The following is a 24,522-nucleotide window of genomic DNA, read 5'->3' as shown; positions in this document are numbered from 1 at the left end:
TCACATGGCACGATGAGGCCCGTGAGCAGCCCCAAACACGAACCGGTCGGCGGCGATCGTGTGGGTTCCGTGCCCTACATCCCGCTGTCCGAAGAGAACGGATCCGCGGCCGACGGCCAGTCGATCGGTGCGCTCGTCAAGGACGCGACAGCGCACCTGTCGACCCTGTTCAGGGCCGAGGTCGAGCTCGTCAAGGCCGAGACCGTCGGGGAAGCCAAGAAGGCGGCCAAGGGCAGTGTCTTCTTCGTCATCGCCGGCGTCGTCGCGCTGTACAGCTCGTTCTTCTTCTTTTTCTTCCTCGGCGAGCTGCTGTCGGAGTGGCTGCAGCGCTGGGCGGCGTTCGGCATCGTCTTCCTGTTGATGCTGGTCACCGCCGCGCTGTTCGGCCTGCTCGGCTACCGCAAGTGGAAGAAGGTCAGGGCGCCGCAGCGCTCGATCGACAGTCTGAAGGAGACGGCCGCCGCGCTGAAGCCCCGGCGCGAGCCCGAGCCCGCCGCGGCGGAGCCGGGCCTGCCGGCGCAGCGCTGACGGCAGTGCCGCAGGTCGCCGTGCCCGCGCCCGACCCGTCGACCGTCCGGCTGGTGGGTCCCTGGACCCACCGCGACGTCTCCGCGAACGGGATCCGCCTGCACGTCGCCGAGGCCGGATCCGGTGAGCTGGTGCTGCTGCTGCACGGGTTCGCGGAGTTCTGGTGGGCCTGGCACCACCAGCTGCGTTCGCTCGCCGAGTCCGGGTTCCGTGTGGTGGCGGCCGACCTGCGCGGCTACGGCGATTCGGACAAGCCGCCGAGAGGCTACGACGCCTGGACGCTCGCGGGCGACGTCGCCGGGCTCGTCCGCGCACTGGGCGAGCGGCGCGCACACCTCGTCGGCCACGCCTGGGGCGGCCTGCTCGCCTGGACCGCCGCGACGCTGCACCCCCGCGTCGTCAGCTCGGTCAGCGTGCTCGGCGGGGCGCACCCGCTCGCGCTGCGGTCGGCGTTCGGCCGCTCGGCCCTGCGCAGGCGGCGCAGCCAGGCCCGCGCGATGTCCCACCTGCTGCGGTTTCAAATACCGATGCGGCCGGAACGCTGGCTCATGAAGGATGACGCCGCCGCCGTCGAACGGCTGCTCCACGACTGGTCCGGCGAGACGTGGCGGCGCGAAGGGGACTTCGCCGAGACCGCGAGGGCGTTCCGCAACGCGATGCTCGTGCCCGGCGTCGCCCACAGCGCGCTCGAGTACTACCGCTGGGCCTTCCGCGCGCAGTTCCGCGGCGAGGGCAGGCGGTTCAGCGACGCCGTCGACGCGCGGCTGCGGATGCCGGTGCTCCAACTGCACGGCGCCGCCGATCCCGTGGTGCTCCCCTCGACCGCACACGACTCCGCGCCGTGGCTCGGCCCCCGCTCGCGTTTCGAGACGCTGCCCGGTGTGGGCCACTACCCGCAGCTCGAAGATCCGGAGAACACGGCCAAGGCACTCGTGGCGTTCCTGCGCGAGACCCGCCAACCGCAGTGAAGGCCACCTTCACTGCGTTGAACGCAGTGAAGGTGGCCTTCACTGCAGGGCGGCGGTCGCCCGGCTAGGAGGTGCAGGGGCCCGTGCTGACCTGGGCGCCGAGGCCCGGTGCGGCCTCGACCTCGTCGCGGACCTCGTCGGCGGTGAGCACGAACCCGGTCTCCGGGTCCTCCACCGACGCGCCGAAGACGACGCCGATCACGTCGCCGTCCGGGTCTACCATCGGCCCGCCGGAGTTGCCGCTGCGGACCTGACCGCGCACCGTGAAGACATCGCGCTCCACGGTGTTGGCGTCGTAGATGTCGGGACCGCGCAGGTTGATGCGCTGCCGCACGCGCAGCGCCGACGCGGTGTAGGGACCGTCGAGCGGGTAGCCGAGCGCGATCGCGTCGTCACCCTCCTGCGCAGGCTGCGGGTCGAGCGACAGCGGGGCCGCGGTGAGGCCGGGCACGGCGAGGATCGCGACATCGGTCTCGGGGTCGTAGTAGACGACGTGAGCGTCGAGGCGCCCGGCGTCGGTCTCGACCGCCACCTCCTCGGTGCCCGCCACCACGTGCGCGTTGGTCATCACGCGCTCCGGCGAGACCACGAAGCCGCTGCCCTCCAGCGACCGCGAGCACGACGGTGCGATGCCGCGGATCTTCAGCACGCTCGGCCGCAGGTCCTGCACGACGGCGCTGTTCTGCAACGCCGCGTCGGGCGGGCCGATCTCCCGCACCGGCGCCTTCTGGAATGGGTCCACAATGGACGGAAAACCGGAGGCGTCGAGCAGCTGGCGCAGCTCGCCGGGCAGGCCCTGCGCCGCGTCGGGCATCATCGAGTTGACGCCGCCGAGCACCACCGAGTTGTTGATCGCCCTCGCCAGTCCCGGCAGCGCGGCGACGCTGGTGAGCGGCAGCGCGATGAGCCACGCGACGACGAACACGACGACGCCCTGCACGACGGCGCCGAGCGTACTGTCCACGCCGGACAGCTTCGGCGAGCGGATCCTGCTCTTGAGCTTGTTGCCGAGCCACACCCCGAGCGTCTCGCCCAGCGCGACGAGGAACACCACGGTGCCCACCGCGAACGCGACGCGCGCGGCGGGATGGTCGAAGAAGTCCACGATCATCGGCGCGAGCTGGATTCCGACCACCGCGCCCGCGATCACCCCGAGGAAGGCGGGCAACGCGATCACGACCCCCTGGCGAGCGCCGGAGACCGCCGCCAGCAATGCCAGCAGAATCACCAGCACGTCGACCCAGTTCAACGTCTCTCCCTACTCGCGCGAGCCGGCCTCCGCGCGCCTGACGCGGGCCTCGTGTCGCGCCAACGCTACGTCAAGGTCACGTACGTCCGTGTGATCCCACTCCCGCTCCCAGCCGCCGAGGGTGAGCAGCACGGAGAGCAGGCCCGCGGTGAAGCCCCAGACGAACATCTCGCCGACCTCGAAGGCAGGGCCCTTCCAGTCGGCACCGGACCTGCGTACCAGAAACCGGTTGGCGGGATCGGTGAGCTCCGCCACCGGCACCCGCGCGACGGCGGCCGTCTCGGCCGGGTCGACCGCGTGCACCGGGCACGGTTCGTGCCAGTGGGCCAGCACGGGCGTCACGGCGAAACCGGACACGGGAACGTACAGCTCGGGCAGCACGGCGAGCGGCCGCACGCCGGAGGGAACGACGCCGGTCTCCTCCTCGGCCTCCCGCAGCGCCGTGCCGACGGGCCCGTCGTCACCGTCCTCGGCGCCGCCGCCGGGGAACGCGACCTGGCCCGCGTGGGAGCCGAGCGTGTCGGCCCTGCGCAGCAGCAGCACGTCGGGGCCCCGCTCGCCGGCCTCGCCGAAGAGGATCAGCACGGCCGCGGACCTGGTCCTGGTGCCCGACGGCGCGGCGAAACGCGTGAACGTCCTCGCGTCCAGCTCACCACTGACCTCAACGAGGCCGCGCAGCCATTCCGGGACGTCACCGGGGTCGACGAGCGGGCCGGTCACCGGAGCGCCTCCACGGTCTCGCCGATCTGCGTCACGGAGGTGAACAGGCGCGGATCGTCGACGAAGCGGACCTGCCCGTCCTCGGTGACCAGGTACGACGCGGGCAGCGCCCTCGGCACCCTCAGCGCCTCCCGCACCGGCCCGGTCGCGCCGTCGCCGTCGTGCACGGACGGCAGGTGCACGCCCAGCTCGGCCAGCAGTTCGAGGCCATCCTTCGCGTCGCTCTGCACCTGCACGGCGAGCACGCGCGCGGCACCCGGCTGCCCGGCGTAGGACTGGAGCAAGGGCAGCTCCTCCCGGCACGGCTGGCACCAGGTGGCCCACACGTTGACGAGTGTCGTCTCGCCGGCGAGCGCGCTGCCGAGGTCGACCCGCGAGCCGTCGCCGAGGCACGAGACCTCCACGCCGGCGAGCTGTTCGACGGTGCCGCTGCCCCGCGGGCACGGCTGCAGCGCGGCGGCCGTGCGCGCGGGTCCGAGGTCCTCGCCCGCCTGCGGCGGCGCCGGGTCGTTGCCGATGTTCGGCAGCACGGCCACCAGCACCGCGAGGGCCAGCACGCCCACGGCCAGTGCCCATTTGGTCGCAGTGGTCAAGACTTCGTCACCAGAGACAGCAGATGGTCGCGCTCGGGGCCCTTCACGAGCTTCGCCGCGACGTCGAACTCGGTGGGCCCCGCGCCGTAGGAGGGGCAGTCGTTCGCGAGCGGGCAGGCACCGCACGCGGGCTTGCGGGCGTGGCACACGCGCCTGCCGTGGAAGATCACGCGGTGGGAGAGCATCGTCCACTCCTTGCGCGGGATCAGCTCGCCGATCTCGTGCTCGACGCGGACGGGGTCCTCGTCGGCGGTCCAGCCCCAGCGGCGCACGAGCCTGCCGAAGTGGGTGTCCACAGTGATCCCCGGAACGCCGAACGCCTCGCCCAGCACGACGTTCGCGGTCTTGCGGCCGACCCCGGGCAGCTTCACGAGCTGGTCGAGCTTGCCCGGCACCTCACCGTCGTGCCGCTCGACGAGCGCGGCGCCGAGCCCCAGCAACGACGTCGCCTTGTTGCGATAGAACCCGGTCGGCCGGATCAGCTCCTCCAGTTCGGTCCGGTCGGCACCGGCGTAGTCGGCGGCGGTGCGGTAGCGGGCGAACAGCGCGGGCGTGGTCAGGTTGACGCGCTGGTCGGTGCACTGTGCGGAAAGGATCACCGCGACGAGAAGTTCCAGCGGTGTCGTGAAATCCAGCTCGCAGTGAGCGTTTGGATAGGCCTCGTCGAGGCAACGTTTCATACGCCGGGCGCGTCTCACCAATGACAATCGGCTCTCTTCAGCGAACGAGCGCCGCTTCCGGGGGGCGCGACCGACGGCTGACGACACACCGCTAGCCTACGTGCGCCGTCCGAGCAGACGGATACCTGCTTGGCTAAGGTCGAGAGCCGTGGCCGGCCACGAGCGAGGATGAGGAGACTCATGACCGTATGGTTCGTCATCGCGGTGCCCCTCGTGGTCATGCTGTTCGCGCTCGGCATGGAGCGCGTCGAGAACCGGCTCCGGCACGTGTCCGTCCGCGGTGAGGACGTCGAGGAGTTCCTGGAGCAGGCCCAGCCCGACGAGGTCAGGGCGTTGTACGGGCACGGGATCGGCCGCGCGCTGGAGCTCTTCCGGCTGCGCAGGCTCGGCGGGAAGACCGCCAAACTGAAGCCGCGCCGCGTCCGCGGTTAACAGCGAGTTAGGCTGTTCGATCGGACGAGATCGATTCCACACCGCTCTGACAGGCGGTATCGGCACGAATGCGCTGAGGTATCACCCGCGCAGGGTGGGTTTGCCTCGGGGCGGCGAGCCGGGAGGCGATCTCGGGAGCACGCCCTACACTGCACGTAGTGATCGGCGACACGCTCCTTGAGTTCGAGGATCGCGGTCGCTTCTCAAAGGAGGCACGAGGTGGACGAGACCCTGGCCCGCGCGGGCATTTTCCAGGGTGTGGAACCGGCAGCGGCCGAGGCGCTTGCGCAGACCTTGGAGACTGTGGAGTTTCCCCGCGGCCACGTGATCTTCAACGAGGGCGAGCCGGGCGACAAGCTGTACATCATCAAGTCGGGCAAGGTGAAGATCGGGCGCAAGTCCGCGGACGGCCGCGAGAACCTGTTCCAGATCATGGGCCCCTCCGACATGTTCGGTGAGCTGTCGATCTTCGACCCCGGCCCGCGTACCTCGACCGCGACGACCGTGACCGAGGTCAGCGCCGTGACGATGGACCGGCCTGCCCTCCGGCAGTGGATTTCGACGCGTCCGGAGATCGCCGAGCAGCTGCTGCGCGTGGTCGCGCGCAGGCTGCGCCGCACGAACAACATGGTCGCGGAACTGATCTTCACCGACGTTCCCGGCCGCGTCGCCAGGGCGCTGTTGCAGCTCGCGCAGCGCTTCGGCAGCCAGGAGGCCGGTCTGCTGCGGGTCACTCACGACCTGACGCAGGAGGAGATCGCCCAGTACGTCGGCGCGTCTCGCGAGACCGTCAACAAGGCGCTCGCCGACTTCGCGCACCGCGGCTGGTTGCGGCTCGAAGGCAAGAGCGTGCTGATTCTCGACCCCGAGCGGCTCGCCCGCCGGGCTCGCTGAGCAAGCCGCTCCAGACATAACAAGGGGCCGGGCGCCACCCCCGACGTGGCGCACCGGCCCCTTGCTGTGCGCGGACCATCCCCCGACAGTCCGCGCTCCCCGCCCTCCGGTTGTAGGCCCCGACCCGATTCCCGGAGGGAGACTGCGGCGCTATTCGTAACTTCCACGATCCACGACCCCTACCCACCAACTCAAGGCCGTTCACCCTCAAGGACGCCCAATGTGATGGTTTGATGCCCTGAACCCGCACTCTGTTATCCAACTGAGACAGAAGTACCCATCCGGGACGGATCTCACACCTCTTCGAGTCGGCGTGTCGCGTTCGGTGAAACAAGTGGTACTCGCGTACCAGCGAGAGGCATACTGGTACGCGTGTCCCAATCCGACTCCCACGGCCGCACGACGCTGGCCGACTACCGCATCGCGCTGAGCACGCCGGGCGCCCGCAGGCCGATGGTGGCCTCCCTGTTCGCCCGGCTGCCCATCGCCATGATCGGCATCTCCGCGCTGCTGTTCGTGCAGCGGGAGACGGGGTCGTTCGCCGCGGCGGGGCTCGTGTCGGCGGGCGCGCTCGTCGGCGTCTCGGCGGGCTCGGTGGTGCAGGGCCGGATCATCGACCGGTTCGGGCCCACACGGCCGTTGCTGCTGGTGGCGGCCCTGTTCTCGGTCGCCATGACCGCGCTGGTGCTCGCCATCGAGGCGCACGCGCCCACACCGTTGCTGGTGACCCTCGCCGTGGGCATCGGCGTGACCGAGCCGATGACCGGCTCGGCCTCGCGGGCGCTGTGGACGCGGCTCGTGCCCGAGGGGCCCGCGCGGGACGCGGCGTTCTCCTACGAGGCCATCAGCATGGAGACGTTCTTCATCCTCGGCCCCGGCCTGGCGGGGCTGCTGATCGCCGCGCCGTGGCCGGGAACCGGCATGGTGCTCGGCGCCGTCTGCATGGTCACCGGTGCGGTGCTGTTCGCGCTGAGCCCGGCGGTGCGGGCGTGGGGTCCCGCGGAGGAGCGCACCGGCGGGCGCCTGCTCGGCGCGCTCGCGAGCCCCGGCATGCGCACGCTCGCGCTGGCCGCGCTGGGCTTCGGCATGGTGATCGGGTTCGTCGAGGTCGCGGTGCCCGCGGCGGCCGACGAGGCGGGGCACGTCGCCCTTGGCGGGCTGCTGCTGTCGGCGTGGTCGGTGAGCTCCGTCGGCTTCGGCGTCGCCTACAGCCTGCGCCCGTGGCCCCGGCCGATGAGGCTGCGGCTGCCCGTGCTGCTCGCCCTGTTCGGTGCGCTGGTGGCCCTGCTCGCGCTGCCGACGACGCTGTGGGCGCTGGCGCTCGCGATGCTCGGCGCCGGTGCCCTCATCACGCCGCAGTCGACCGCCCACTCGACGGCGATCGAGATCGTGGCGCCGAAGGGCACGGCGGCCGAGGCGTTCGGCTGGGTACTCACCGCGGTGACGCTGGGCCTGGCCTTCGGCCAGTCCGTGAGCGGCTACCTGGTGGAGCACAGCGGCCCGCCCGCCGCGTTCCTCACTGCGGCGGCGTGCGCGCTGGCGCTGGCGGCCGTGGTCTGGCTCCTCCGCCACACCATCCGCCCACCGCAGCCAGCCGAACCTGCGGCGCCCGCACTCGCCTGACCCCGCCTGCCCCCAAGGCCACCTTTGGGGCTGTTAGAGGAGCAGCTCGGTGGCGTCCGGCGGGAGTTCGGCTCCCGCTTCGAGAAGGGCCGCGTGTTCTGGTGACGCCGGGCTCAGCACCGGGTTCGTGTTGTTCACGTGCGTATAGAGCCACCGGGTGTCCCGGGAACGGCGGATGCGCGCGAGGCTGCCGTGCTCACCGGCCATCGGCAGGTGACCCATCGCGAGCTGGGCACCGGAGCCGACGTCCCCGGCAGTCGCGCCCGCCATCTCGTCCGGCGCGAAGAAGGAGCCGTCCAGCAGCACACAGCTCGCCCCAGCACAGAAGTCGTCGAAGCCCTCCGGCCACTGCGCCACGCACGGCGCGTAGACGAGCGAGCCGCCGGTCGCCGGGTCCTCGATCCGGTACGCCACGACCCACGGACCGTCGAGCGCCGAGTCTCCGGCGTACTTCGGGCGCTTGCCGCTGACCGGGAAGACGGTGACCACCAGGCCGCCGAGCTCGAACCTTTCCTCAAGGCGAGGCCACTCCCAGCCGTGGTACCGCCCAGCGATCTCCCGCGCCGGCACGGTCGCCGCCACCGCGGCCGGAGCCCACACCCGCAGTCCGGCGGCCTCCTTGAGCTGGAAGAGTCCCAGCGTGTGGTCGAGTTCGCCGTCGGTGAGCAGCACGCCCCGAAGCGGGCTCTCCCTCGGCGGGAGCGGCGCGAGGGCCGCGTACGACGTCAGCTGCGTGCGGATGTCGGGCGAGGCGTTGAGCAGGTACCAGGTGCGGCCGTCAGCGCTCACCGCGAGGCAGTCCTGCGTTCGGGCCGGTGCGGTCCCGGCTCGCACGGCTTCGCAGTTCGCGCACGCGCAGTTCCACTGGGGCACCCCGCCGCCCGCGGCCGTGCCCAGCAGGAGCACCCTCACCGCACACCTCGCATCACGAACTCGCCGGAGCCGCGCGGAGCCTCCAGCAGCACGTCCACCAGCCCTCGGTCCGGCGAGCGGCGGCACACCGGGTCGGTCGCCGCGGCGTCGCCGGTGAGCTGGAACGCCTGGCAGCGGCAGCCGCCGAAGTCGACGGTCCTCCGCTCGCACGTGCGGCACGGCTCGCGCATCCAGTCCTCGCCACGGTAGGCGTTGAACGACTCGGAGTCGTACCAGATCTCGGCCAGTGGCCGGTCGCGCACGTTCTCCAGCGGCAACGTGGTGATCGCCGTGGCCGCGGGGCAGGGCAGCACCGTGCCGTCCGGGGCCACGGTCAGCTGCTGCGCGCCCCAGCCGGACATACACGGCTTGGGGTACTGCTCGTAGTAGTCGGACAGCACGTAGACGACCTGCATGGTGCCCTTGAGCCGCTCCATCGCGGCGCGCACCACCGGCTCCGCCGCCGCGAGCTGCTCCCTGGTGGGCAGGAGCGCGTCGCGGTTGCGCAGCGCCCAGCCGTAGAACTGGGTGTTGGCCAGCTCCAGCCGGTCGGCGCCCATCCGCTCGGCGAGGGCGATCATGCCCTCCAGCTGGTCGTGGTTGGCCCGGTGCAGCACCACGTTGACGCTCAGTGGCAGCTCGAAGCGCTTCACCAGCGCCGCGGCGGTGAGTTTGTGGTCGTGGGCCTTCGCACCCGCGAGGAGGTTCGCCCGCGCGGCGTCGGCGCCCTGCACGGACAGCTGGACGTGTGCGAGCCCGCGGTCGACGAGGTCGGCCAGCCGCGCCTCGGTGAGCCCGAGTCCGCTGGTCACGAGGCTGACGTAGCAGCCGAGGCCGGACGCGCGCGTGACCAGTTCCGGCAGGTCGGGCCTCGCCAGCGGCTCGCCACCGGAGAGGTGCACCTGCAGCACGCCGAGGTCGCGGGCCTGGTCGAGCACCGAGCACCACTCCTCGGTGCCCAGTTCCCGCTCGCGGGTCACCAGCTCGACCGGGTTCGAGCAGTACGGACAGTGCAGCGGGCAGCGGTGGGTCAGCTCGGCGAGCATGCCCAGCGGCGGCCGCACCTCCTCGGTCACGCCCACTCGACCACCTGCCGGTCGACGAGCCTGGCGAGCACGTCGCCGACGTCGCTCTCGCGCACGCCCGCGTAGCGCTCGCCGAGCGAGGCCGCGATGTCGGGCACCGTGCGCTCGCCGTCGCACAGCTCGAGTACGGCGGCCGCGGTCGCGTTGGGCACGAGCACGCCCTCGGGGAACAACAGCACATGGGTCCGCCTGGTGCGGTCGTAGGTCAGCCGCACGCCGCGGCGCAGCCGGGGCGTCACTCCTTCGCCGCCGCGTGCTCGATGGCGGTGAGCATGGACCACAGCACGTCGCACTTGAACGACAGCGCCGCGACGGCCGCCTCCTGCTGCTCCCGGGTGACGCAGTGGGCCACGACGATCGCGAGCGTCTCCTCGCCCTCTCCGCTCACGGCGTCGATCCGGTTCGTGAAGTAGGCCAGGTCCTCGCTGCGGATCCACGCGTAGCGGGCCAGCATGTCGCCGACCCTGCGCCGCATGAGATGTCCGGAGAACATCTCCGTGAGCCCGGAGGCGACGGCCTCGGCCCACGGCTTGGTGCGCGCGAAGGTCACGTACGTGTCGACCGCGAACCGCACTCCCGGCGCGACGTGCCGCTCGTCCAGCACCTCCTCGCGGTCCAGGCCCACCGCCGCGCACAGCCGCAGCCAGCGCTCGGCTCCGCCCTCGCCTTCGGCCCGGCCGTCGTGGTAGACGATGCGGTCGAGCCACTGCCTGCGGATCTCCGGCAGCGGGCAGTTGCTGATGATCGCCGCGTCCTTCTGCGGCAGCATGCGCTGGTAGTACCAGCGGTTGGCCGCCCAGACTCGCAGCTCGTGCTCGGTGAGCTCACCGGCGTGCATCCGGTGGTGGAACGGATGGGTGCCCCAGTAGCGGTGCGAGAGTCCCTTGAGCGCGGCGACGAAGGCCTGCTCGGTCATCGGTGGCTTCGGCTCCAGCGGCTGCACTGCCGTCCTCCCGGGTCGGTGGGGCGTGGCCGACAGAAGCTGTAAGCGCTTTCCCATCGGCCACGCCGAAACACTCGTCACTCCATACGGCCGAAGTACGCCGTGACCTCCATCGGGGTCTCGTACTCCTCGAAGTCCGGAGTGGTCCAGACCTCCAGCTCGCCCGACTCGACCATGGTGCGCCTCCCTCCATTGGGATGTCGATGAAAACGCCACCACGGTAACGGGATTCGCGCTGAAAGCGCTATCCCTCGGAGTTCAGATACTCCAACTGAGCCACCACGCTGGACTCCGCCGGACCCCACAGCGAGGGGTCGACGTCGGCGTAGACGATCTCCACGACCTGCCGCGGCGTCGCCTCGGGGCCGAGCCGCCGGAGCGCGGATCGCACCTGGTCGAGCCGCTGTTCCCGGTGCGCGGAGTACTCGCGCGCGGTGGCCGTGAGGTCGGCCAGCTCCGGCCCGTGACCGGGCAGGCCCAGTGCCCCGTCCGGCAGCGCGCAGAGCAGTTTCAGCGTGCGCAGGTAGTGTCCGAGATCGGTCAGCACCGTGGTGCCCCTGCCGAGCACCGTGTCGCCCGTGAGCACGTGTGTGCGCCCGGCCGCGTCGAACCGCAGCGTCACCGAGTCGTCGGTGTGGCCGGGCGTGTGCAGCACCCCGATCTCCAGCCCGGCGGCGGTCACGACGTCGTCGTGTGCGATGGGCTCCGCCCCGAGGCACAGGCCGGCCTCGAACGCGCGCACCGGCGCGCCGACCCGCTCGGCGAGCCACGGCGCGCCCTCGGAGTGGTCGGGGTGGTGGTGGGTGAGCAGGATCAGCTCGACCGGCTCGACGGCGGAGATCCGCTCGAGGTGCTCGACGTCCTCGTAGCCGGGGTCCACCACCACGCACGAATCGGAGCCGGGCGCCCTCAGCACCCACGTGTTGGTGCCCTCGAGCGTCATCATCGAGGGGTTGTTCTCCAACAGCACCGAGGCGGCGGGCGAAACCTCGCGCAGCTCGCCGTACGCGGGATGAGTCATGGCAGTTCCACCCTCACTACGTCGCCGTCCACCACGAGCCGCGGCGTGACCTTGCGCACGGACCGCTCCTGCGCCAGCGCCTCGGCGACCGACGCGCACGAGGTGAGCTCGTCGAGCAGGAACCACGTGGGCGGCATGAGCGTGCTCCGGCCCGCCTCGGCGTCGGCGATGGCGTCGGCGGGCCTGCTCCACCCCGACGACTCGGCCTCGGTGGTCCTGCCGTCGGCGTGCTGCCCCTCCGGCAGGGCGGCGAGGAAGAACCGCGCGTCGTAGCGACGCGGTTCCTGCTCGGGGGTCACCCAGTTCGCCCACGGCCGCAGCAGGTCCGCGCGCAGGGTCAGGCCCTCGCCCGCGAGGAAGTCGGCCAGCGACAGCTCCCGCGACACGAGCTGCTCGCGGGCGGCCGCGTACGGCGAGGTGTCGGTGACGATGCTCGACCCCGAGCCCGCCAGCAGCACGCCGGACTCCTCGAACGTCTCGCGCACGGCCGCGCACACCAGCGCCCTGGCCACCGGCTCCGAGCAGCCGAACCACTCCGCCCACCGCGCGGGTGGCGGGCCGGCCCAGCTCACCGAGGCATCGGCGTCGCGCTTGTCGACACCGCCGCCGGGGAAGACGGTCATCCCGCCCGCGAAGGCCATCGCCGTGACGCGGCGCTGGAGGAACACCTCGACGCCGTCACCGGCGTCACGCAGCAGCAGGACGGTCGCCGCGTCCTTGGCGACGACGGGCTGCTCCGGAGGCTCGGTCGGCAACGACAACACGGACTGCTTCGGCACGTGAAAGTTCGCTGGCACGCCCCGAAACATACCTTCAACTGCCGGAGAAACCGTCCGCCCAGCGGTGCTCGCTGCCGTTCGTCCTGCCCTGAGCGCTCTTCGCGGCCTCCGCTCGCTCGCGTTCGGCAAGCTCGGCGTGCAGCTCACGCAGCAGCTGCCGGTCGCGGTCGGACAGCTGCGGGTCGTCGAGATCGAGCTCCGGCAGCTCGACGATCTCGTCGGAGCGCAGGTTCACGGCGGCGATCGCGCGGCCCTTCTCGGGGTCCTCGGCGATCGCGGCGCGCAGCTGCGCGACCTCCTCCTTGGTCATCTCCGTGGTCGCCGCCGCGCGGTTCTCCCGCTCGGCCGGAGTGGGCTCCGGCTCCTTCCCGGGCGCCTCGTCCGTGGGCTTCTCCTCGGTGGAGACCTTTACGGCAGGCTCCTCGAAGTCGGGCGCCGCGTGGGACGGCTCGCGCGGCGTGGGGGTCTCGGCGACCGTGTGGGCGCCGCCGACCGGGCGCGACCCGCGCGCACTCCACGAGGCCGAGCCGCCCGCCGACTGGCCCGTGGCCAGCCACACCGGCGTCGCGGCGGCCAGGGCCGCCTCGTGGTACTCGGTGCGCTCGGCCCCGGGTCCGGTGACCTCGACGACCGAGCGGATGCCGCCCTTGCGCAGCGCGTCGTCGACGCGGAACGCGACGGCGGGCGGGTGTGCCTCGGGGCCGATCTCGACGAGCACGACGCGCTGCGGCAGCGGTCCCGGCACGCTGCCGGCGGGCGTGTTACGCCACACCGCGTGCACGGAGCGCAGGTCCGGCAGCACCTGCAGGGTGCGGTCGAGCGCCTCGGAGATGCCGCGCTCCGGCTCGTTCTCCCGGCTGAACCGGTGTGCGTAGCCGGGAATGGCGTCGCCGACGGTGAGCTGATCGGCCAGCGTGGCGTCGGACCTGCTCATCTCCAGCACGAGCGCCAGCTCGCGCTGCTCGGCAGGCCGGACCATGATCCGGCCGGCGATCAGCGCGCCGACGGCGAGTTCAGCCGCGTCGTCCAGGTGTGAACGAGCGACGAGCTCACGTGCCTCCGACAGCGCACTGTCGTCCAGTCGGCCCGCCAGTGCCAGCAGGACGTTGTGCAGTCGCAGCGGTACCGCGAAGCCGTCCTTCGGCAGGCCATCGTGGACATCCACCATCGCCGATCTCCCTCCAGCCCGCTGGCCGAGCGAGCGTTACGCGGGTACGAGTCTGTGGTGACCGGCGTCCACGGAGCCCACACAGACGAACCGTGAGTTCGCGAGCGCCGCCCGGTGGTAGGCGGGCACGTCGAACTGCGCCGGCAGGACCTCCACGCTCGGCGCCTCGTCGCCGAGGACCCGGAGGACCCGCTGTAGCTCCCCAGTAAGTCGTGGGAGCCCGGACACGGCGGTGACCAGCAGAATCCGCTTCGCCTCCTCTTCGGACCCACGGTCGTGCCGCCAGCTCTCCCGGACCTCTCCCACATCCGGGCGACCACGCAGCGTTGCGTGAACCACCACGGACACCGAATCAACGGTGTTCACCCAATCGGGTGCACCCGTCGTGAATGTGTACCGGTTCTCGACTGAGGCGTCTACCCCAAGTGTCGAACTCACCTGGTGCCAATCGGCACCGTGCGGGATCAGACCGGCGACCAGCAGGCGATACTCCGCCTGGTCGAGGTCAATCCTGTGCTTAAGCAAAGACTTCGGGAGCGTGCGCGAGAGCGTGCCCATCGCGCCCTCACCCAGCCAGTCCCGGAACCGCCACAGCATCTGGTCGGGCATGCGCCCCGCCAGCCGCAACAGCAGCTCGTGACACGCGTACTCGATGTCGGGGTCCATCAGGAAACCTCCACGGTCAGCTCGACTTCGACTGGGGCTCCGAGCGGCAGTTCCGCGACCCCCACGGCGGACCGGGCGTGCCTGCCCTCGTCGCCGAAAACCTCTCCGAGCAGCTCGGACGCACCGTTGATCACGGCGGGCTGACCGGTGAAGCCCTCGCTGGAGGCCACGAAGCCGGTCACCTTGACCACGCGGACCACCGAGTCGATGCCCACCAGATCGTGCACGGCCGCGAGCGCGTTGAGCACCGCGGTGCGCGCGTGCTGCTTGGCTTCCTCGGGGCTCACCTCGCCGCCGACCTTGCCGGTCGCGGCGAGCGAGCCCTCGACGAACGGCAGCTGACCCGACGTGAACACGAGCGAGCCGCTGCGGATGGCGGGAATGTAGGCGGCGACCGGTGCGGCGACGCCGGGCAGCTCGATGCCGAGCTCGGCGAGCCTCGCGCTCCAGCTCACGGGCTCAGCCCTTCGGTCGCTTCAGGTAGGCGACGTGCTGCTCGCCGCTGGGGTTGGGCAGCACGGTCACCAGCTCCCAGCCGTCCTCGCCCCACTGGTCGAGGATCTGCTTGGTCGCGTGGATCAGCAGTGGAACCGTGGCGTACTCCCACTTCGTGGCACTCATGCGGCACACCCTAGCCAGTACCGTCTGAGCGCGTGGAGACATGGCGCATCCTCGCGACGATCCTGCTGGCCGTGGCCGGGGTGGCAGGCGTGCTGATCATCATGGCCAAGGTGCGCGACAGCACCGACAGCTCGCCGACCGTCGCCGTCGCGGGTCTCGTGTCCTTCACCACGGTGGCCGTGCTGTGCGTGCTCACGCTCACCGTGTTGCCCGGTGCCGTGGCCTGGGGTGTCGCCGGGCTCGTCGCCCTGGTCGTCACGGTCCTCACACTCGCGTCCTGAGCCGCGGTGATCGGGATTCCTGGCTTACCCTGCGTAGGTGACCACACCGGCTGGCTGGACCGACGAGCTCGCACGGACCCGGCTCCATTTCGTCACCGGCAAGGGCGGGACCGGCAAGACCACCCTCGCCGCCTCCCTCGGACTCGCGCTGGCCAGCCACGGCAGACGCGTGCTGCTCATCGAGGTTGAGGGCAGACAGGGCTTCGCCCAGGTCTTCGACACCGAGCCGCTGCCCTACGCCGAGCAGCGCATCGCCGCCGCGCCCGGCGGCGGTGAGGTGCGGGCCCTGCACATCGACGTCGAGGCCGCGCTGCTCGAGTACTTCGAGATGTTCTACAACCTCGGCTTCGCGGGCCGGACCCTGCGCCGCATGGGCGCCATCGAGTTCGCGACCACGCTCGCGCCTGGCCTTCGCGACGTGCTGCTGACCGGCAAGATCAAGGAGTGCGTCGGGCGCACCGAGTCCGACGGAAGGCACACCTACGACGCCGTCGTGGTCGACGCCCCGCCGACGGGCCGCGTGGTGAAGTTCCTCGACGTCACCAAGGCCCTCACCGACCTGGCCAAGACCGGTCCCATCCGCGCGCAGGCCGAGGGCGTGGTGCGGCTGCTGCACTCCGGCGAGACCGCCGTGCATCTCGTGACGCTGCTGGAGGAGATGCCGGTGCGGGAGACCCTCGACGCGGTCGCGGAACTCGACGGCGCCGACCTGCGGCCGGGGGCGGTGCTGATCAACCGGGTCCGCCCGCCGAGGCTGCCCGCGCGGTCGGTGCCCGCGGCCGCGGACGGCAGGGTCGACGCCTCCCGCGTCCGCAGCGGGCTCGCGTCCGCGGGGCTGGAGTTGCCCGAGTCGACCTTGGACGGGCTCGTCGAGGAGACCGTCGAGCACGCGATCCGGCTCGCGGCCGAGCAACGCGCACGCGAGCAGCTCTCCGAGAGCGACCTGCCTACGCTGGAGCTGCCCGATCTGAACGGCGGCGTAGACGTGGCCGCGCTGTACGAGCTCGCCGAGGCACTGGTCGAACAGGGGGTTCGATGACCTTCCCGACCTCGACCCTGGACGTGGACACATTGATCGACGACCCCGAGACGCGCGTGATCGTGTGCTGCGGCTCCGGCGGGGTCGGCAAGACGACCACGGCGGCGGCGCTCGCCCTGCGCGCGGCGGAGCGCGGCAGACAGACCGTGGTGCTGACGATCGACCCTGCCCGCAGGCTCGCGCAGGCGCTGGGACTGCGGGAGCTCGGCAACCATCCGCGCAAGGTCTCGGTCGCCGGTTTCGAACCGAAGGGCGAGCTGTGGGCGATGATGCTCGACATGCGCCGCACCTTCGATGACATGGTGCGCCGTCACGCCGGGCCGGAGCGCGCCGAACAGCTGCTGGCCAACCGCTTCTACCAGACGATCTCCACATCGTTCTCCGGCACGCAGGAGTACATGGCGATGGAGAAGCTCGGCCAGCTCGCCGCGGCGGGCGAGTGGGAGCTGATCATCGTCGACACGCCGCCGAGCCGCTCGGCGCTGGACTTCCTCGACGCGCCGACCCGGCTCTCCGCCGCGCTCGACGGCCGCATGATCCGCCTGCTCACCGGTCCGGCCAAGGCGGGCGGCTGGGGCCTGCGCAAGGTCGTCAGCGCCGGGTTCTCGATGTTCGCGAAGGCCGTGTCGACCATCCTCGGCGGGCAGCTGCTCGCCGACGCGTCGGCGTTCATGCAGGCGTTCGACACGACGTTCGGCGGGTTCCGCGAGCGGGCCCGCAAGACGGCGGAGCTGTTGCGCTCCAAGGGCACCGCGTTCCTGGTGGTGGCCGCGCCCGAACCGGACGCGCTGCGGGAGGCGAGCTACTTCGTGGAGCGGCTGTCCGAGGAGTCGATGCCGCTGGCCGGGCTCGTGGCGAACCGGACCCATCCGGTGCTCGCCGAGCTCTCGGCCGTCGACGCGCTGGCCGCGGCCGACGCGCTCGACCGCGGCGGCAAGAACGCTCCCCTCGCCACCGCGGTCCTGCGCCTGCACGCCGACCGTGTCGCACAGGCCGAACGGGAGAAGCGCCTGCTCGCGCGCTTCACCCGGGCTCACCCCGGGGTGTCGGTCGTGCGGGTTCCTGCGCTGCCCAGCGACGTGCACGACCTCGCCGGGCTACGGGACATCGGGGACCGCCTCGCCGGAAACTGAGGCGGTCCCCGCCGATCGTCACGCGCCCGCGGCGGGCTCGTACTCGCGCTTCGCGGACTCCAGCAGCTCACGCCAGCTGCTCACCTCGGGCCGCCTGCGCAGCAGCGCGCGCCGCTCGCGTTCGGTCATTCCGCCCCAGACACCGAAGTCGATCCGGTTGTCCAGCGCCTCGGCCAGGCATTCCGTGCGCACCGGGCACCCCATGCAGACGAGCTTCGCCCGGTTCTGCTCCGCGCCCCGGACGAACAGGCCGTCGGGGTCGGTGTCCCTGCAGTACGCATAGATCCGCCAGTCCGACTGGTTGGTCTCCATACCCCCAGCTCCTACCCTGTTGTGACCGCAGGCAGGCAGCGAAGTTCCTCGACCTCGCCCCCCGCGAGCAGGTCTCCTGTGCTCACGTCCCTCCAGTAGCGCCTCCCCAGGCGCCGTATTCGTGAGATGTTGACGGACTGTAGGGGGCCTTGGTTCCGTCCGCCAACCCCCGAACCGCGTTTTGTTACCAGATGTCACATTCCTGTCAATGCGGTATCCGCGAAACGCAACCCGCTCGGACCAGTGAACGAATCAGGTGAGATAGGCCACTCGTGGCTACCCTGATATGGGTGCGCATGAGGGACGGTCTGCTGAAGATGCTCGGCCTCTGCCTACTCGCGGGGGTGCTGGTCGCGGGGATCCTCTTCCCGGTCGTCGGGGGCCTCGGAGTGCTGTCCAACCAGGCCAGCGACACCGTCGAGGCGATGTCCTCGGGACTCGCCGACGAGCCGCCGCCGCTGGTCAGCACCATTACCGACCGGGAAGGCCAACCCATCGCGACGCTGTACGACCAGTACCGCATTCCCACCGCCCCCGACCAGATCTCGGACGCCATGAAATGGGCGCTGATCTCGGTGGAGGACCGCCGCTTCTACGAGCACCACGGCGTCGACTGGAAGGGCACCATCCGCGCGGCGATCAGCAACACCTCGGGCGGCGACACCCAGGGCGCGTCCACCCTCACGCAGCAGTACGTGAAGAACTACCTCATCAACGTCGTCTACCGGAACGACAAGCTCGGCCAGCAGCGGGCGCAGGAGGTCACCATCGCCCGCAAGCTCAACGAGGCCAGGATCGCGATCCAGCTCGAGACGAAGATGAGCAAGGAGCAGATCCTCGCCGGCTACCTCAACGTCGTGGAGTTCTCGCGCGAGATCTACGGGGTCGGCGGCGCGGCGCGCGCGTACTTCAACACCACGCCGGACAAGCTCACGGTCGCGCAGGGCGCCCTGCTCGCTGGCATGGCCAACAACCCGCCCGCCTACGACCCGTGGAACAACCCGGAGCGCGCGACGGAGCGGCGCAACTTCGTGCTCGACAAGATGGTGGAGAACCTCAAGCTCTCGCGGCAGGACGCCGAGCGCATCAAGGCCGAGCCGTTGGGCGTGGTCCCCGACGGGCCGAACAAGCCGGCCGCCAACTGCGTGGGCGCGGGCCCCGAGCACGGCTTCTTCTGCCAGTACGTCGAGGACTACCTGCTCGAACACGGGATGAGCAAGGAAAAGCTCTACACGGGCGGCTACACCATCCGCACCACGATGGACCCGCGGTCCAACCACCTCGCCAAGCAGTCGGCCGAGGAGCAGGTGGACAAGATGGAGGAGAACGTCGCCAACACGCTGTCGCTGGTGAAACCGGGCAAGGACCGGCACGAGGTGGTGGCGCTGGCGGCCAACCGCGACTACGGGCCCGACGCGGAGGCGGGGCAGACGGAGTTCGCGCTGCCCTCGGCGATCTCGAACGTGACCGGCGCGGGGTCGAGCTACAAGATGTTCACCGCCTCCGCCGCCGTGGAACGCGGAGTGGTCGGCATCTACGACACCGTCCAGTCACCACCGTCGCACGTGTCGCAGATCTTCAGCGGCAGCCCTCCGCCGTGTCCCTACATCGCTCCCTACACGCGCGGGTACTGCGTGGTGAACGCGAGCGAGGGCTACAGCGGCAGCATGTCGCTGCAGACGGCGTTGCAGACCTCCCCGAACACGGCCTTCGTGATCCTCGAGGAACAGACCGGCATGGGTCCGATCGTGGAGATGGCCAGCAAGCTGGGGCTGCGCAAGACGATGGCGTCGAACGCGGCGACCGGCGGCCCGCCGGACCCGAACGCGGAGAGCCAGGAGGTCAGGCTCAGCCAGACCCAGTTCTTCGGGCCGAGCGAGCGGTCGCCTGGCAAGGGTTCGTTCACGCTCGGCGTGAGCCCGACGAGTGGTCTGGAACTGGCCAACGTCGCGGCGACGTTGATGAGCGGCGGTGTGTGGTGCCCGCCGACGCCGATCGGCGAGATCACCGACCGCAGCGGCAAGCCGGTGCCGATCAAGGAGGAGCCCTGTGAGCAGGCCGTGCCGGAGGGGCTCGCCAACACGATGGTGGTGGGGCTGAGCAAGGACGACCTCCCCGGCGGAACCGCGGCGGCCGCCGCACAGGGCGTCGGCTGGAACCGGCCGATGATCGGCAAGACCGGCACCACCCAGAACAACGGCTCCGCCGCCTTCATCGGCGCGACGCCGCAGATCGCGGGCGCCGGGATGGTGTTCCGGCCCGACCTGCCCAACGGCGGACTGGTGGACGGTGGGCCCGGCAACGTGGTCGCGGTCGACGGCGACAGCGGCAACATGTTCGGCGGCAAGACGCCGGCCAGGACATGGTTCGGGGCCGTGAGCAAGATCCTCGAGGGGCAGCCCGCGCCGCCGCTGCCCCGGTCCGACCCGAAGTACGAGCGGGTCAACTGAGTCCTGGCTGAGCGCATCGGCGACGATCGGCTGAACCGTTGCCCACGGATGAACACGTTTTCGGCATGACGCGTGTACGCTGGGTAACACAGGCACGCTCAAGGATGATAATGAAACGTCTCGTGACGGGTACAGCGGCGCTCGGGGCCGCAACCCTCGGTTACGCCGCCGGCATCGAGCGGCGGCACTGGACACTGCGCACGGCCGAGCTGCCCGTACTGGCCAGCGGAGCCCGGCCGATCAAGATCCTGCACGTCTCCGACCTGCACATGCTGCCGAGCCAGGTCTCCAAGCAGCGCTGGGTCGCCGAGCTCGACCGGCTGGAGCCCGACCTGGTGGTCAACACGGGCGACAACCTCGCCCACCGGCGGGCGGTGCCGTCGGTGCTGCGCGCGTTCGGCCCCTTGCTCGACCGGCCGGGCGTGTTCGTGTTCGGCAGCAACGACTACTACGCGCCCAAGCCGAAGAACCCTGCCAGGTACCTGATGCCGAGAGGTCGCAAGAAGCGCATTCACGGCAGGCACCTGCCGTGGCGCGACCTGCGCGCGGCGTTCCTTGAGCACGGCTGGCACGACCTGACCCACGTCCGCCGCACGATCACGGTCGCGGGGCAGCGGATCTTCGCAGCCGGTGTGGACGACCCACACCTCCATCGAGATCGATATGTCGACATTTCTGGGCGGCCTGATCGGGACGCCGTGCTCCGCCTCGGGATCACGCACTCACCCGAGCCGCGCGTGCTCGACCCGTTCGCGTCCGACGGCTACGACCTCGTGCTCGCCGGCCACACCCACGGCGGCCAGCTGCGGATCCCCGGCTACGGCGCGCTGGTGACCAACTGCGACCTCGACCGCTCCCGCGCCCGCGGCGCGTCTCGCTGGGGCGCCGACATGTGGCTGCACGTCTCGGCGGGCCTGGGCACGTCGCCGTACGCTCCGGTGCGCTTCGCGTGCCCGCCGGAGGCGAGCCTGCTGACACTGGTCCCGCGCGACGAAGCACCCGCGAAGGCGAGGAAGGCAGCCCGCCGAAAAGCCGCCAGCGACGTCCGCTAGACTGTCTTCCGACCCAGTGAGCGGTACATCGGGGTGTGGCGCAGCTTGGTAGCGTGCCTCGTTCGGGTCGAGGAGGTCGTGGGTTCAAATCCCGCCACCCCGACGGAAGATCTGGAAGAGCCCTGCTTGTGGAAAGCACAAGCAGGGCTCTTCCTTTGTGCCTTGTGGGGTTGCAACCCCCACACCCCGCCCGGGGGCACGCCCCTGCACCCCCGAGGTAGGCCCTACATCGACGAGATCGTCGACGCACTCATGCTCGCCGCATCCGCCGAGGACTACCGGCGCGAGTACAAATATGGGCCGGAAGCACTTCCCCCGCTTCAGCGGGGTTGACCCGTAGCGCCGAGGAGCACCCTTGATACCTGATCTTCCGTCCCCTGACGCCGGACGGCCTGCCCGGCAGATCATGACCGGAGCCGACCTGCCCGAGCTCGCCCCCTTCCACCCGCTCCGGTCCGGCGGAGCTGGTTCGTTCCCTGCCGCCCAAGGAGCCGGCAGCCAACAACCGTCGGCGATCGAGGATCTCGCTGATCTCGCGTCAGTTCGGCTCCGTCGCCATTTCGGGCCGCCGATTTCCTCGAATCGATTCGGCCCTCCCGGACACCCTCGGTTTCGAGCCGAGCAGCGGTCGCTGACGGCCACATCGACAATTGTCGAGCGTCCCACCACGTTCCTGCTACATCTGTACGTAGCCGATCTGGGCTTGCGGTCATACTATGAGCCTTCATAGCTAGAGGCGATCCGCCAGCCGACCCATGAGGGAAGACAATGTCACTCCTGCTTACCGGTGCTACCATCATCGACGGTGTTTCCGACAAGGGAATCGACGGTCGGGCTGTCCTGGCAAATAATGGCCGTATCGTGGCGATCGGCCAACCAGACGAGCTTCCGGTACCGGCGGACGCCGAAGTCATCGATTTCAGCGGGAAGTTCATCATTCCCGGGCTGATGAACGCCAATGTGCATCTCCTCATCAACATCTTCCTCGAAACGCTCGTTCGCTATGAAGGGCGTTACGAGGATCTGATTGTCGAGGCCGCCCAGGTTGCCCTGAAAGGCGGATTGACGACAGTTTTCGACACTTGGGGGCCGCGGCGTGCGCTCATGACAGTTCGCGACAAGATCGACCGAGGTGAGATCGCGGGCAGCCGTATTCGCTGCGCTGGCAACATAATCGGATTCGACGGTCCATTCTCCGGGGATTTCGATGGGAGAATAGCCGAGATTGGGAGCTCTCATTTCGTCGACCGAGTGAACGCGACATGGGTCGAAAATACCGGTCGGCATTTGATGTGGATGACCCCCGAGGGGGTTGGCGAAGAGGTGCGTCGGTACATTGAGCGCGGTATAGATTTCGTCAAATACGCGTCGAACGAACATGGTGCGACCGCAGCCGGCGCCTTCATCCAATTTTCGGAGCGCACACAGCGCGTCATCGTCGAAGAAGCCCATCGCGCCGGGTTGACCGCACAATCGCACAGTTCATCGGTTGAGGGCTTGAGAATGTCGATCGAGGCAGGCTGCGACCTCGTACAGCATTGCAACATGACGGGGCCTACCGAGATCCCGGACGAGACCCTCGAACTATTTGCACGAGAAAACTGCGGCGCCGTCGTCTTCCCATTAACCAATAATGGCCTGGAAACCCTGAAGGCATCATGTTCGGACCTCGAATGGACGATGTGGAAGGCCTCGGATACGAATACTCGTAATCTCATCGACTCGGGCGCGAAGATCCTCCTCGCCAACGACGGTGGCATTTTCGCTCCGGAAATCCTGCAGGAGCCGATGATCAAAGGCACCTGGAACGGCTTGCCCGAAGACGAAGCCCTGGGGCGGCTGGCAACAGGTCATTTCGTCTGGCTGAGAGCCATGGAAGAAAAAGGCATGTCACCGCTGGAGTTGCTGCATGCGGCAACTCGCAACGTCGCCCAGGCCTATAAGGTCGACGACGATCTCGGAACACTCGAAGCGGGCAAGATCGCTGACATGGTGGTCCTCGACGAGGACCCGCTACAAGGCGCGAAGAGCTACCAAAGCATCCACGCCGTCATCAAGGATGGTGCACTGGTAAACCTCGACGCGCTCCCGGAGCAGCCGCTGTTGACTGCGGAGCTTCCAGCTCCGCTTGAGGAAGAGGTTCACTACAAACGATTTCTCCATCATGGTGCGCGCTTGCCGGGTTGCCCGTCCTCCATGCACGGAAGGCACTGACGTGTGCACCCGCCACGCCCGCGAACGGATCGATGACGGTGGTCCTGAGCCATCCTGATAGGCATACATCAAGCACGGCAGTGAGGACTCCTGGTACGACGCGGCGCTCTGGCTTATCAACGCTGCCACCGGCGAGAGCCGAGCGCTGTTGCGCAGCGACGTGCAGCTCGGCCTCTCCACAGGCTCCCCCGACGGAAGCACGCCTCGGTCGTGCACGCGGTCAGCAGCGACCGGTGGCTGGTCGCAGGCGATGTAACGATCGTTGAGTTGAGCACCGGGTCGCAGTCCACGGTCGACACGACGGCGACGGATGTCACCCGTCTGCAGTGGATAAACGACGAGCAGCTCGGCTATCTCGGTCAGCGGCACCTGGACTCGGTGGCCGGCATCATCGATGTCACCACCGGCCAGGTGCGCGAGCTGTTCTCCACGGAGACGGCCTACGGGAGAGTTGGTTCTAGCCCGACGGCGCGTTCGCCGAGGACGGGCGCTGTTGACAACCCACACATTCGGCTGCGCGCGGCGAGTCGCCATTTCGGTGTGGGCGGCGAGGCGACGCGACCTGCAAGCGTCCGTCCTGGACAGTCCTTTCCGGAGTGTCCGATCACGTTGCGGGACGGTGCAGGGCGGACACGGCGTGGTCGACCGCCGCCCGGGCTCGCTCGCGGGTTGAGCACGAGGTGCGGCGGAGTCACCGCGACGACGGTGGTCACGCCGGTACGAGGGCGCAGTGGACGGGTGGCGATCGGGCGTTCCTCGGCCGTCAGCGTGGTCGAGGCGACGGACTACTCGTCCGCCAGCGGGTGGTCTGCGGGGAGGAGCGCCATCACCTCGGTCTCGTGGGCGACCTCCCGGCGCAGATCGGCCGGAGAGAACCTGCCGTACAGGCTGGCAACATCCAGGCGGCCCGCATCGAGTGCGGGCAGCAGGTCGTCGTCGGCGCCAACCGAGATGTCCACCGTCAGTTCGGGATGCGAGGCCCGCAGTCCGTTCAGCACGGGAGGAACGATGGTCGTGGCCAACCCTGTGTAGCAGCCCAGCGCTACGGTGCCCCGAAACAACAGTCGCATGAGTGATCCCGAGGTTTCGACGACTGGCGGGCCCCTCAGCGTGACGCGGCGGCGATAATCGACGCCCAGCCCTGAGGAGGAGTAGCGAG

28 protein-coding genes and 1 tRNA gene are annotated in these 24,522 nt (G+C 69.9%); 12 read left to right on the top strand and 17 right to left on the bottom strand.

Annotated features, from left to right (window positions below; translation table 11 throughout):
- The first annotated feature begins 12 nt into the window (after positions 1-12).
- Entirely contained in the window at positions 13-528 is a 516-nt protein-coding gene (locus BA062_RS25385; RefSeq protein WP_210406988.1) for a phage holin family protein, read from the top strand.
- A gap of 20 nt (positions 529-548) precedes the next feature.
- Positions 549-1,496 carry an alpha/beta fold hydrolase gene (locus BA062_RS25380; protein WP_110341035.1) on the top strand — a complete coding sequence of 316 codons (948 nt, stop codon included), beginning with the start codon at positions 549-551 and terminating at the stop codon, positions 1,494-1,496.
- Positions 1,497-1,560: 64 nt separating this feature from the next.
- Here BA062_RS25380 and BA062_RS25375 read toward each other — a convergent pair whose 3' ends face one another.
- The 4 genes from BA062_RS25375 to nth are packed head-to-tail and all read right to left on the bottom strand — an operon-like array spanning position 1,561 to position 4,825.
- Positions 1,561-2,745, bottom strand: coding sequence for a MarP family serine protease (locus BA062_RS25375; protein ID WP_110340944.1), 1,185 nt, complete (start codon positions 2,743-2,745; stop codon positions 1,561-1,563).
- A 9-nt stretch (positions 2,746-2,754) separates the two neighbouring features.
- A complete protein-coding gene (locus BA062_RS25370) occupies positions 2,755-3,465 on the bottom strand; it encodes an NUDIX hydrolase (RefSeq protein WP_110340942.1) in 711 nt (236 codons plus the stop codon).
- On the bottom strand, positions 3,462-4,058 hold the full coding sequence (locus tag BA062_RS25365) for a TlpA family protein disulfide reductase (RefSeq protein WP_110340940.1): 597 nt from the start codon (positions 4,056-4,058) through the stop codon (positions 3,462-3,464). Before BA062_RS25365 ends, BA062_RS25370 begins: the two co-directional genes overlap by 4 nt.
- Positions 4,055-4,825: an endonuclease III gene (gene nth, locus BA062_RS25360; protein ID WP_210406987.1), complete on the bottom strand. Its 771-nt coding sequence runs from the start codon at positions 4,823-4,825 to the stop codon at positions 4,055-4,057. Before nth ends, BA062_RS25365 begins: the two co-directional genes overlap by 4 nt.
- Before the next feature lie 93 nt (positions 4,826-4,918).
- On the opposite strand from nth, the gene BA062_RS25355 reads away from it, so the two are divergent.
- From BA062_RS25355 to BA062_RS25345, 3 genes are all read left to right on the top strand, one after another.
- A complete protein-coding gene (locus tag BA062_RS25355; protein WP_110340936.1) occupies positions 4,919-5,170 on the top strand; it encodes a hypothetical protein in 252 nt (83 codons plus the stop codon).
- A 219-nt stretch (positions 5,171-5,389) separates the two neighbouring features.
- Entirely contained in the window at positions 5,390-6,064 is a 675-nt protein-coding gene (locus BA062_RS25350) for a Crp/Fnr family transcriptional regulator (RefSeq protein WP_005441764.1), read from the top strand.
- A 372-nt stretch (positions 6,065-6,436) separates the two neighbouring features.
- Entirely contained in the window at positions 6,437-7,687 is a 1,251-nt protein-coding gene (locus BA062_RS25345) for an MFS transporter (RefSeq protein WP_245959993.1), read from the top strand.
- A gap of 33 nt (positions 7,688-7,720) precedes the next feature.
- On the opposite strand, the gene pqqB is transcribed toward BA062_RS25345, so the two are convergent.
- The 11 genes from pqqB to sp36 form a co-directional block, all read right to left on the bottom strand.
- Positions 7,721-8,599: a pyrroloquinoline quinone biosynthesis protein PqqB gene (pqqB, locus tag BA062_RS25340; protein WP_110340934.1), complete on the bottom strand. Its 879-nt coding sequence runs from the start codon at positions 8,597-8,599 to the stop codon at positions 7,721-7,723.
- On the bottom strand, positions 8,596-9,645 hold the full coding sequence (gene pqqE, locus BA062_RS25335) for a pyrroloquinoline quinone biosynthesis protein PqqE (RefSeq protein ID WP_245959998.1): 1,050 nt from the start codon (positions 9,643-9,645) through the stop codon (positions 8,596-8,598). The genes pqqB and pqqE overlap by 4 nt, the downstream gene beginning before the upstream one ends.
- A 26-nt stretch (positions 9,646-9,671) precedes the next feature.
- A complete protein-coding gene (gene pqqD / locus BA062_RS25330; RefSeq protein ID WP_110340930.1) occupies positions 9,672-9,923 on the bottom strand; it encodes a pyrroloquinoline quinone biosynthesis peptide chaperone PqqD in 252 nt (83 codons plus the stop codon).
- Complete coding sequence (gene pqqC / locus BA062_RS25325) at positions 9,920-10,600, bottom strand: pyrroloquinoline-quinone synthase PqqC (RefSeq protein WP_168214088.1); 681 nt, start codon at positions 10,598-10,600, stop codon at positions 9,920-9,922. The genes pqqD and pqqC overlap by 4 nt, the downstream gene beginning before the upstream one ends.
- Positions 10,601-10,704: 104 nt before the next feature.
- The gene (pqqA, locus tag BA062_RS25320) at positions 10,705-10,803 is read right to left on the bottom strand and encodes a pyrroloquinoline quinone precursor peptide PqqA (RefSeq protein ID WP_110340926.1); all 99 of its coding nucleotides are present in this window, start codon (positions 10,801-10,803) and stop codon (positions 10,705-10,707) included.
- A 68-nt stretch (positions 10,804-10,871) separates the two neighbouring features.
- Entirely contained in the window at positions 10,872-11,648 is a 777-nt protein-coding gene (locus BA062_RS25315) for an MBL fold metallo-hydrolase (protein WP_110340924.1), read from the bottom strand.
- Positions 11,645-12,457, bottom strand: a complete 813-nt coding sequence (locus tag BA062_RS25310; RefSeq protein WP_245959992.1) for an NUDIX hydrolase — start codon at positions 12,455-12,457, stop codon at positions 11,645-11,647. The genes BA062_RS25315 and BA062_RS25310 overlap by 4 nt, the downstream gene beginning before the upstream one ends.
- 4 nt (positions 12,458-12,461) lie before the next feature.
- Entirely contained in the window at positions 12,462-13,595 is a 1,134-nt protein-coding gene (locus BA062_RS25305) for a hypothetical protein (protein WP_110340922.1), read from the bottom strand.
- Between the two features lie 36 nt (positions 13,596-13,631).
- A complete protein-coding gene (locus BA062_RS25300; RefSeq protein WP_110340920.1) occupies positions 13,632-14,261 on the bottom strand; it encodes a hypothetical protein in 630 nt (209 codons plus the stop codon).
- Entirely contained in the window at positions 14,261-14,716 is a 456-nt protein-coding gene (locus BA062_RS25295) for a RidA family protein (RefSeq protein ID WP_110340918.1), read from the bottom strand. The genes BA062_RS25300 and BA062_RS25295 overlap by 1 nt, the downstream gene beginning before the upstream one ends.
- A gap of 4 nt (positions 14,717-14,720) precedes the next feature.
- Positions 14,721-14,882, bottom strand: coding sequence for a Sp36 family protein (sp36, locus tag BA062_RS25290; RefSeq protein ID WP_003068074.1), 162 nt, complete (start codon positions 14,880-14,882; stop codon positions 14,721-14,723).
- A 32-nt stretch (positions 14,883-14,914) separates the two neighbouring features.
- Between sp36 and BA062_RS25285 the strand changes: the two genes are divergently transcribed.
- From BA062_RS25285 to bagB, 3 genes are read left to right on the top strand one after another with little or no spacing between them, the layout of a single operon-like run.
- The gene (locus BA062_RS25285) at positions 14,915-15,163 is read left to right on the top strand and encodes a hypothetical protein (protein WP_110340916.1); all 249 of its coding nucleotides are present in this window, start codon (positions 14,915-14,917) and stop codon (positions 15,161-15,163) included.
- Between the two features lie 37 nt (positions 15,164-15,200).
- Positions 15,201-16,202 carry an ATPase BagA gene (bagA, locus tag BA062_RS25280; protein ID WP_110340914.1) on the top strand — a complete coding sequence of 334 codons (1,002 nt, stop codon included), beginning with the start codon at positions 15,201-15,203 and terminating at the stop codon, positions 16,200-16,202.
- A complete protein-coding gene (bagB, locus tag BA062_RS25275) occupies positions 16,199-17,335 on the top strand; it encodes an ATPase BagB (RefSeq protein WP_110340912.1) in 1,137 nt (378 codons plus the stop codon). Before bagA ends, bagB begins: the two co-directional genes overlap by 4 nt.
- 18 nt (positions 17,336-17,353) lie before the next feature.
- On the opposite strand, the gene BA062_RS25270 is transcribed toward bagB, so the two are convergent.
- Positions 17,354-17,647, bottom strand: coding sequence for a WhiB family transcriptional regulator (locus tag BA062_RS25270; RefSeq protein ID WP_110340910.1), 294 nt, complete (start codon positions 17,645-17,647; stop codon positions 17,354-17,356).
- A gap of 290 nt (positions 17,648-17,937) precedes the next feature.
- Here BA062_RS25270 and BA062_RS25265 point away from each other — a divergent pair, with 290 nt between their 5' ends.
- From BA062_RS25265 to BA062_RS25250, 4 genes are all read left to right on the top strand, one after another.
- A complete protein-coding gene (locus BA062_RS25265; protein WP_110340908.1) occupies positions 17,938-20,097 on the top strand; it encodes a transglycosylase domain-containing protein in 2,160 nt (719 codons plus the stop codon).
- A 110-nt stretch (positions 20,098-20,207) separates the two neighbouring features.
- Positions 20,208-21,149 (top strand): metallophosphoesterase, encoded by a 942-nt coding sequence (locus tag BA062_RS25260; RefSeq protein ID WP_110340906.1) that lies wholly within the window; start codon positions 20,208-20,210, stop codon positions 21,147-21,149.
- Positions 21,150-21,178: 29 nt separating this feature from the next.
- Positions 21,179-21,252, top strand: a tRNA-Pro gene (locus BA062_RS25255).
- Positions 21,253-21,917: 665 nt separating this feature from the next.
- On the top strand, positions 21,918-23,363 hold the full coding sequence (locus BA062_RS25250; protein ID WP_110340904.1) for an amidohydrolase family protein: 1,446 nt from the start codon (positions 21,918-21,920) through the stop codon (positions 23,361-23,363).
- 785 nt (positions 23,364-24,148) lie between these two features.
- Here the strand turns inward: BA062_RS25250 and BA062_RS25245 are convergent.
- Positions 24,149-24,433 (bottom strand): LysR substrate-binding domain-containing protein, encoded by a 285-nt coding sequence (locus BA062_RS25245; RefSeq protein WP_110341029.1) that lies wholly within the window; start codon positions 24,431-24,433, stop codon positions 24,149-24,151.
- Between the last annotated feature and the right edge of the window lie 89 nt (positions 24,434-24,522).

Source organism: Prauserella flavalba, from assembly GCF_003202235.1.
GTDB lineage: Bacteria > Actinomycetota > Actinomycetes > Mycobacteriales > Pseudonocardiaceae > Prauserella_A > Prauserella_A flavalba.
This window is presented reverse-complemented; position numbering and strand designations above follow the sequence as displayed.

Bases quoted from the DNA above. Each gene is read 5' to 3' on its own strand.
- BA062_RS25300 (WP_110340920.1), bottom strand. From the start codon at position 14,261: ATGGACCCCGACATCGAGTACGCGTGTCACGAGCTGCTGTTGCGGCTG.
- BA062_RS25315 (WP_110340924.1), bottom strand. From the start codon at position 11,648: ATGACTCATCCCGCGTACGGCGAGCTGCGCGAGGTTTCGCCCGCCGCC.
- sp36 (WP_003068074.1), bottom strand. From the start codon at position 14,882: ATGAGTGCCACGAAGTGGGAGTACGCCACGGTTCCACTGCTGATCCAC.
- BA062_RS25310 (WP_245959992.1), bottom strand. From the start codon at position 12,457: ATGTTTCGGGGCGTGCCAGCGAACTTTCACGTGCCGAAGCAGTCCGTG.
- BA062_RS25305 (WP_110340922.1), bottom strand. From the start codon at position 13,595: ATGGTGGATGTCCACGATGGCCTGCCGAAGGACGGCTTCGCGGTACCG.
- bagB (WP_110340912.1), top strand. From the start codon at position 16,199: ATGACCTTCCCGACCTCGACCCTGGACGTGGACACATTGATCGACGAC.
- BA062_RS25245 (WP_110341029.1), bottom strand. From the start codon at position 24,433: ATGCGACTGTTGTTTCGGGGCACCGTAGCGCTGGGCTGCTACACAGGG.
- BA062_RS25355 (WP_110340936.1), top strand. From the start codon at position 4,919: ATGACCGTATGGTTCGTCATCGCGGTGCCCCTCGTGGTCATGCTGTTC.
- BA062_RS25250 (WP_110340904.1), top strand. From the start codon at position 21,918: ATGTCACTCCTGCTTACCGGTGCTACCATCATCGACGGTGTTTCCGAC.
- pqqA (WP_110340926.1), bottom strand. From the start codon at position 10,803: ATGGTCGAGTCGGGCGAGCTGGAGGTCTGGACCACTCCGGACTTCGAG.
- BA062_RS25270 (WP_110340910.1), bottom strand. From the start codon at position 17,647: ATGGAGACCAACCAGTCGGACTGGCGGATCTATGCGTACTGCAGGGAC.
- pqqE (WP_245959998.1), bottom strand. From the start codon at position 9,645: ATGCTCGCCGAGCTGACCCACCGCTGCCCGCTGCACTGTCCGTACTGC.
- BA062_RS25385 (WP_210406988.1), top strand. From the start codon at position 13: ATGAGGCCCGTGAGCAGCCCCAAACACGAACCGGTCGGCGGCGATCGT.
- pqqC (WP_168214088.1), bottom strand. From the start codon at position 10,600: ATGACCGAGCAGGCCTTCGTCGCCGCGCTCAAGGGACTCTCGCACCGC.
- BA062_RS25260 (WP_110340906.1), top strand. From the start codon at position 20,208: ATGAAACGTCTCGTGACGGGTACAGCGGCGCTCGGGGCCGCAACCCTC.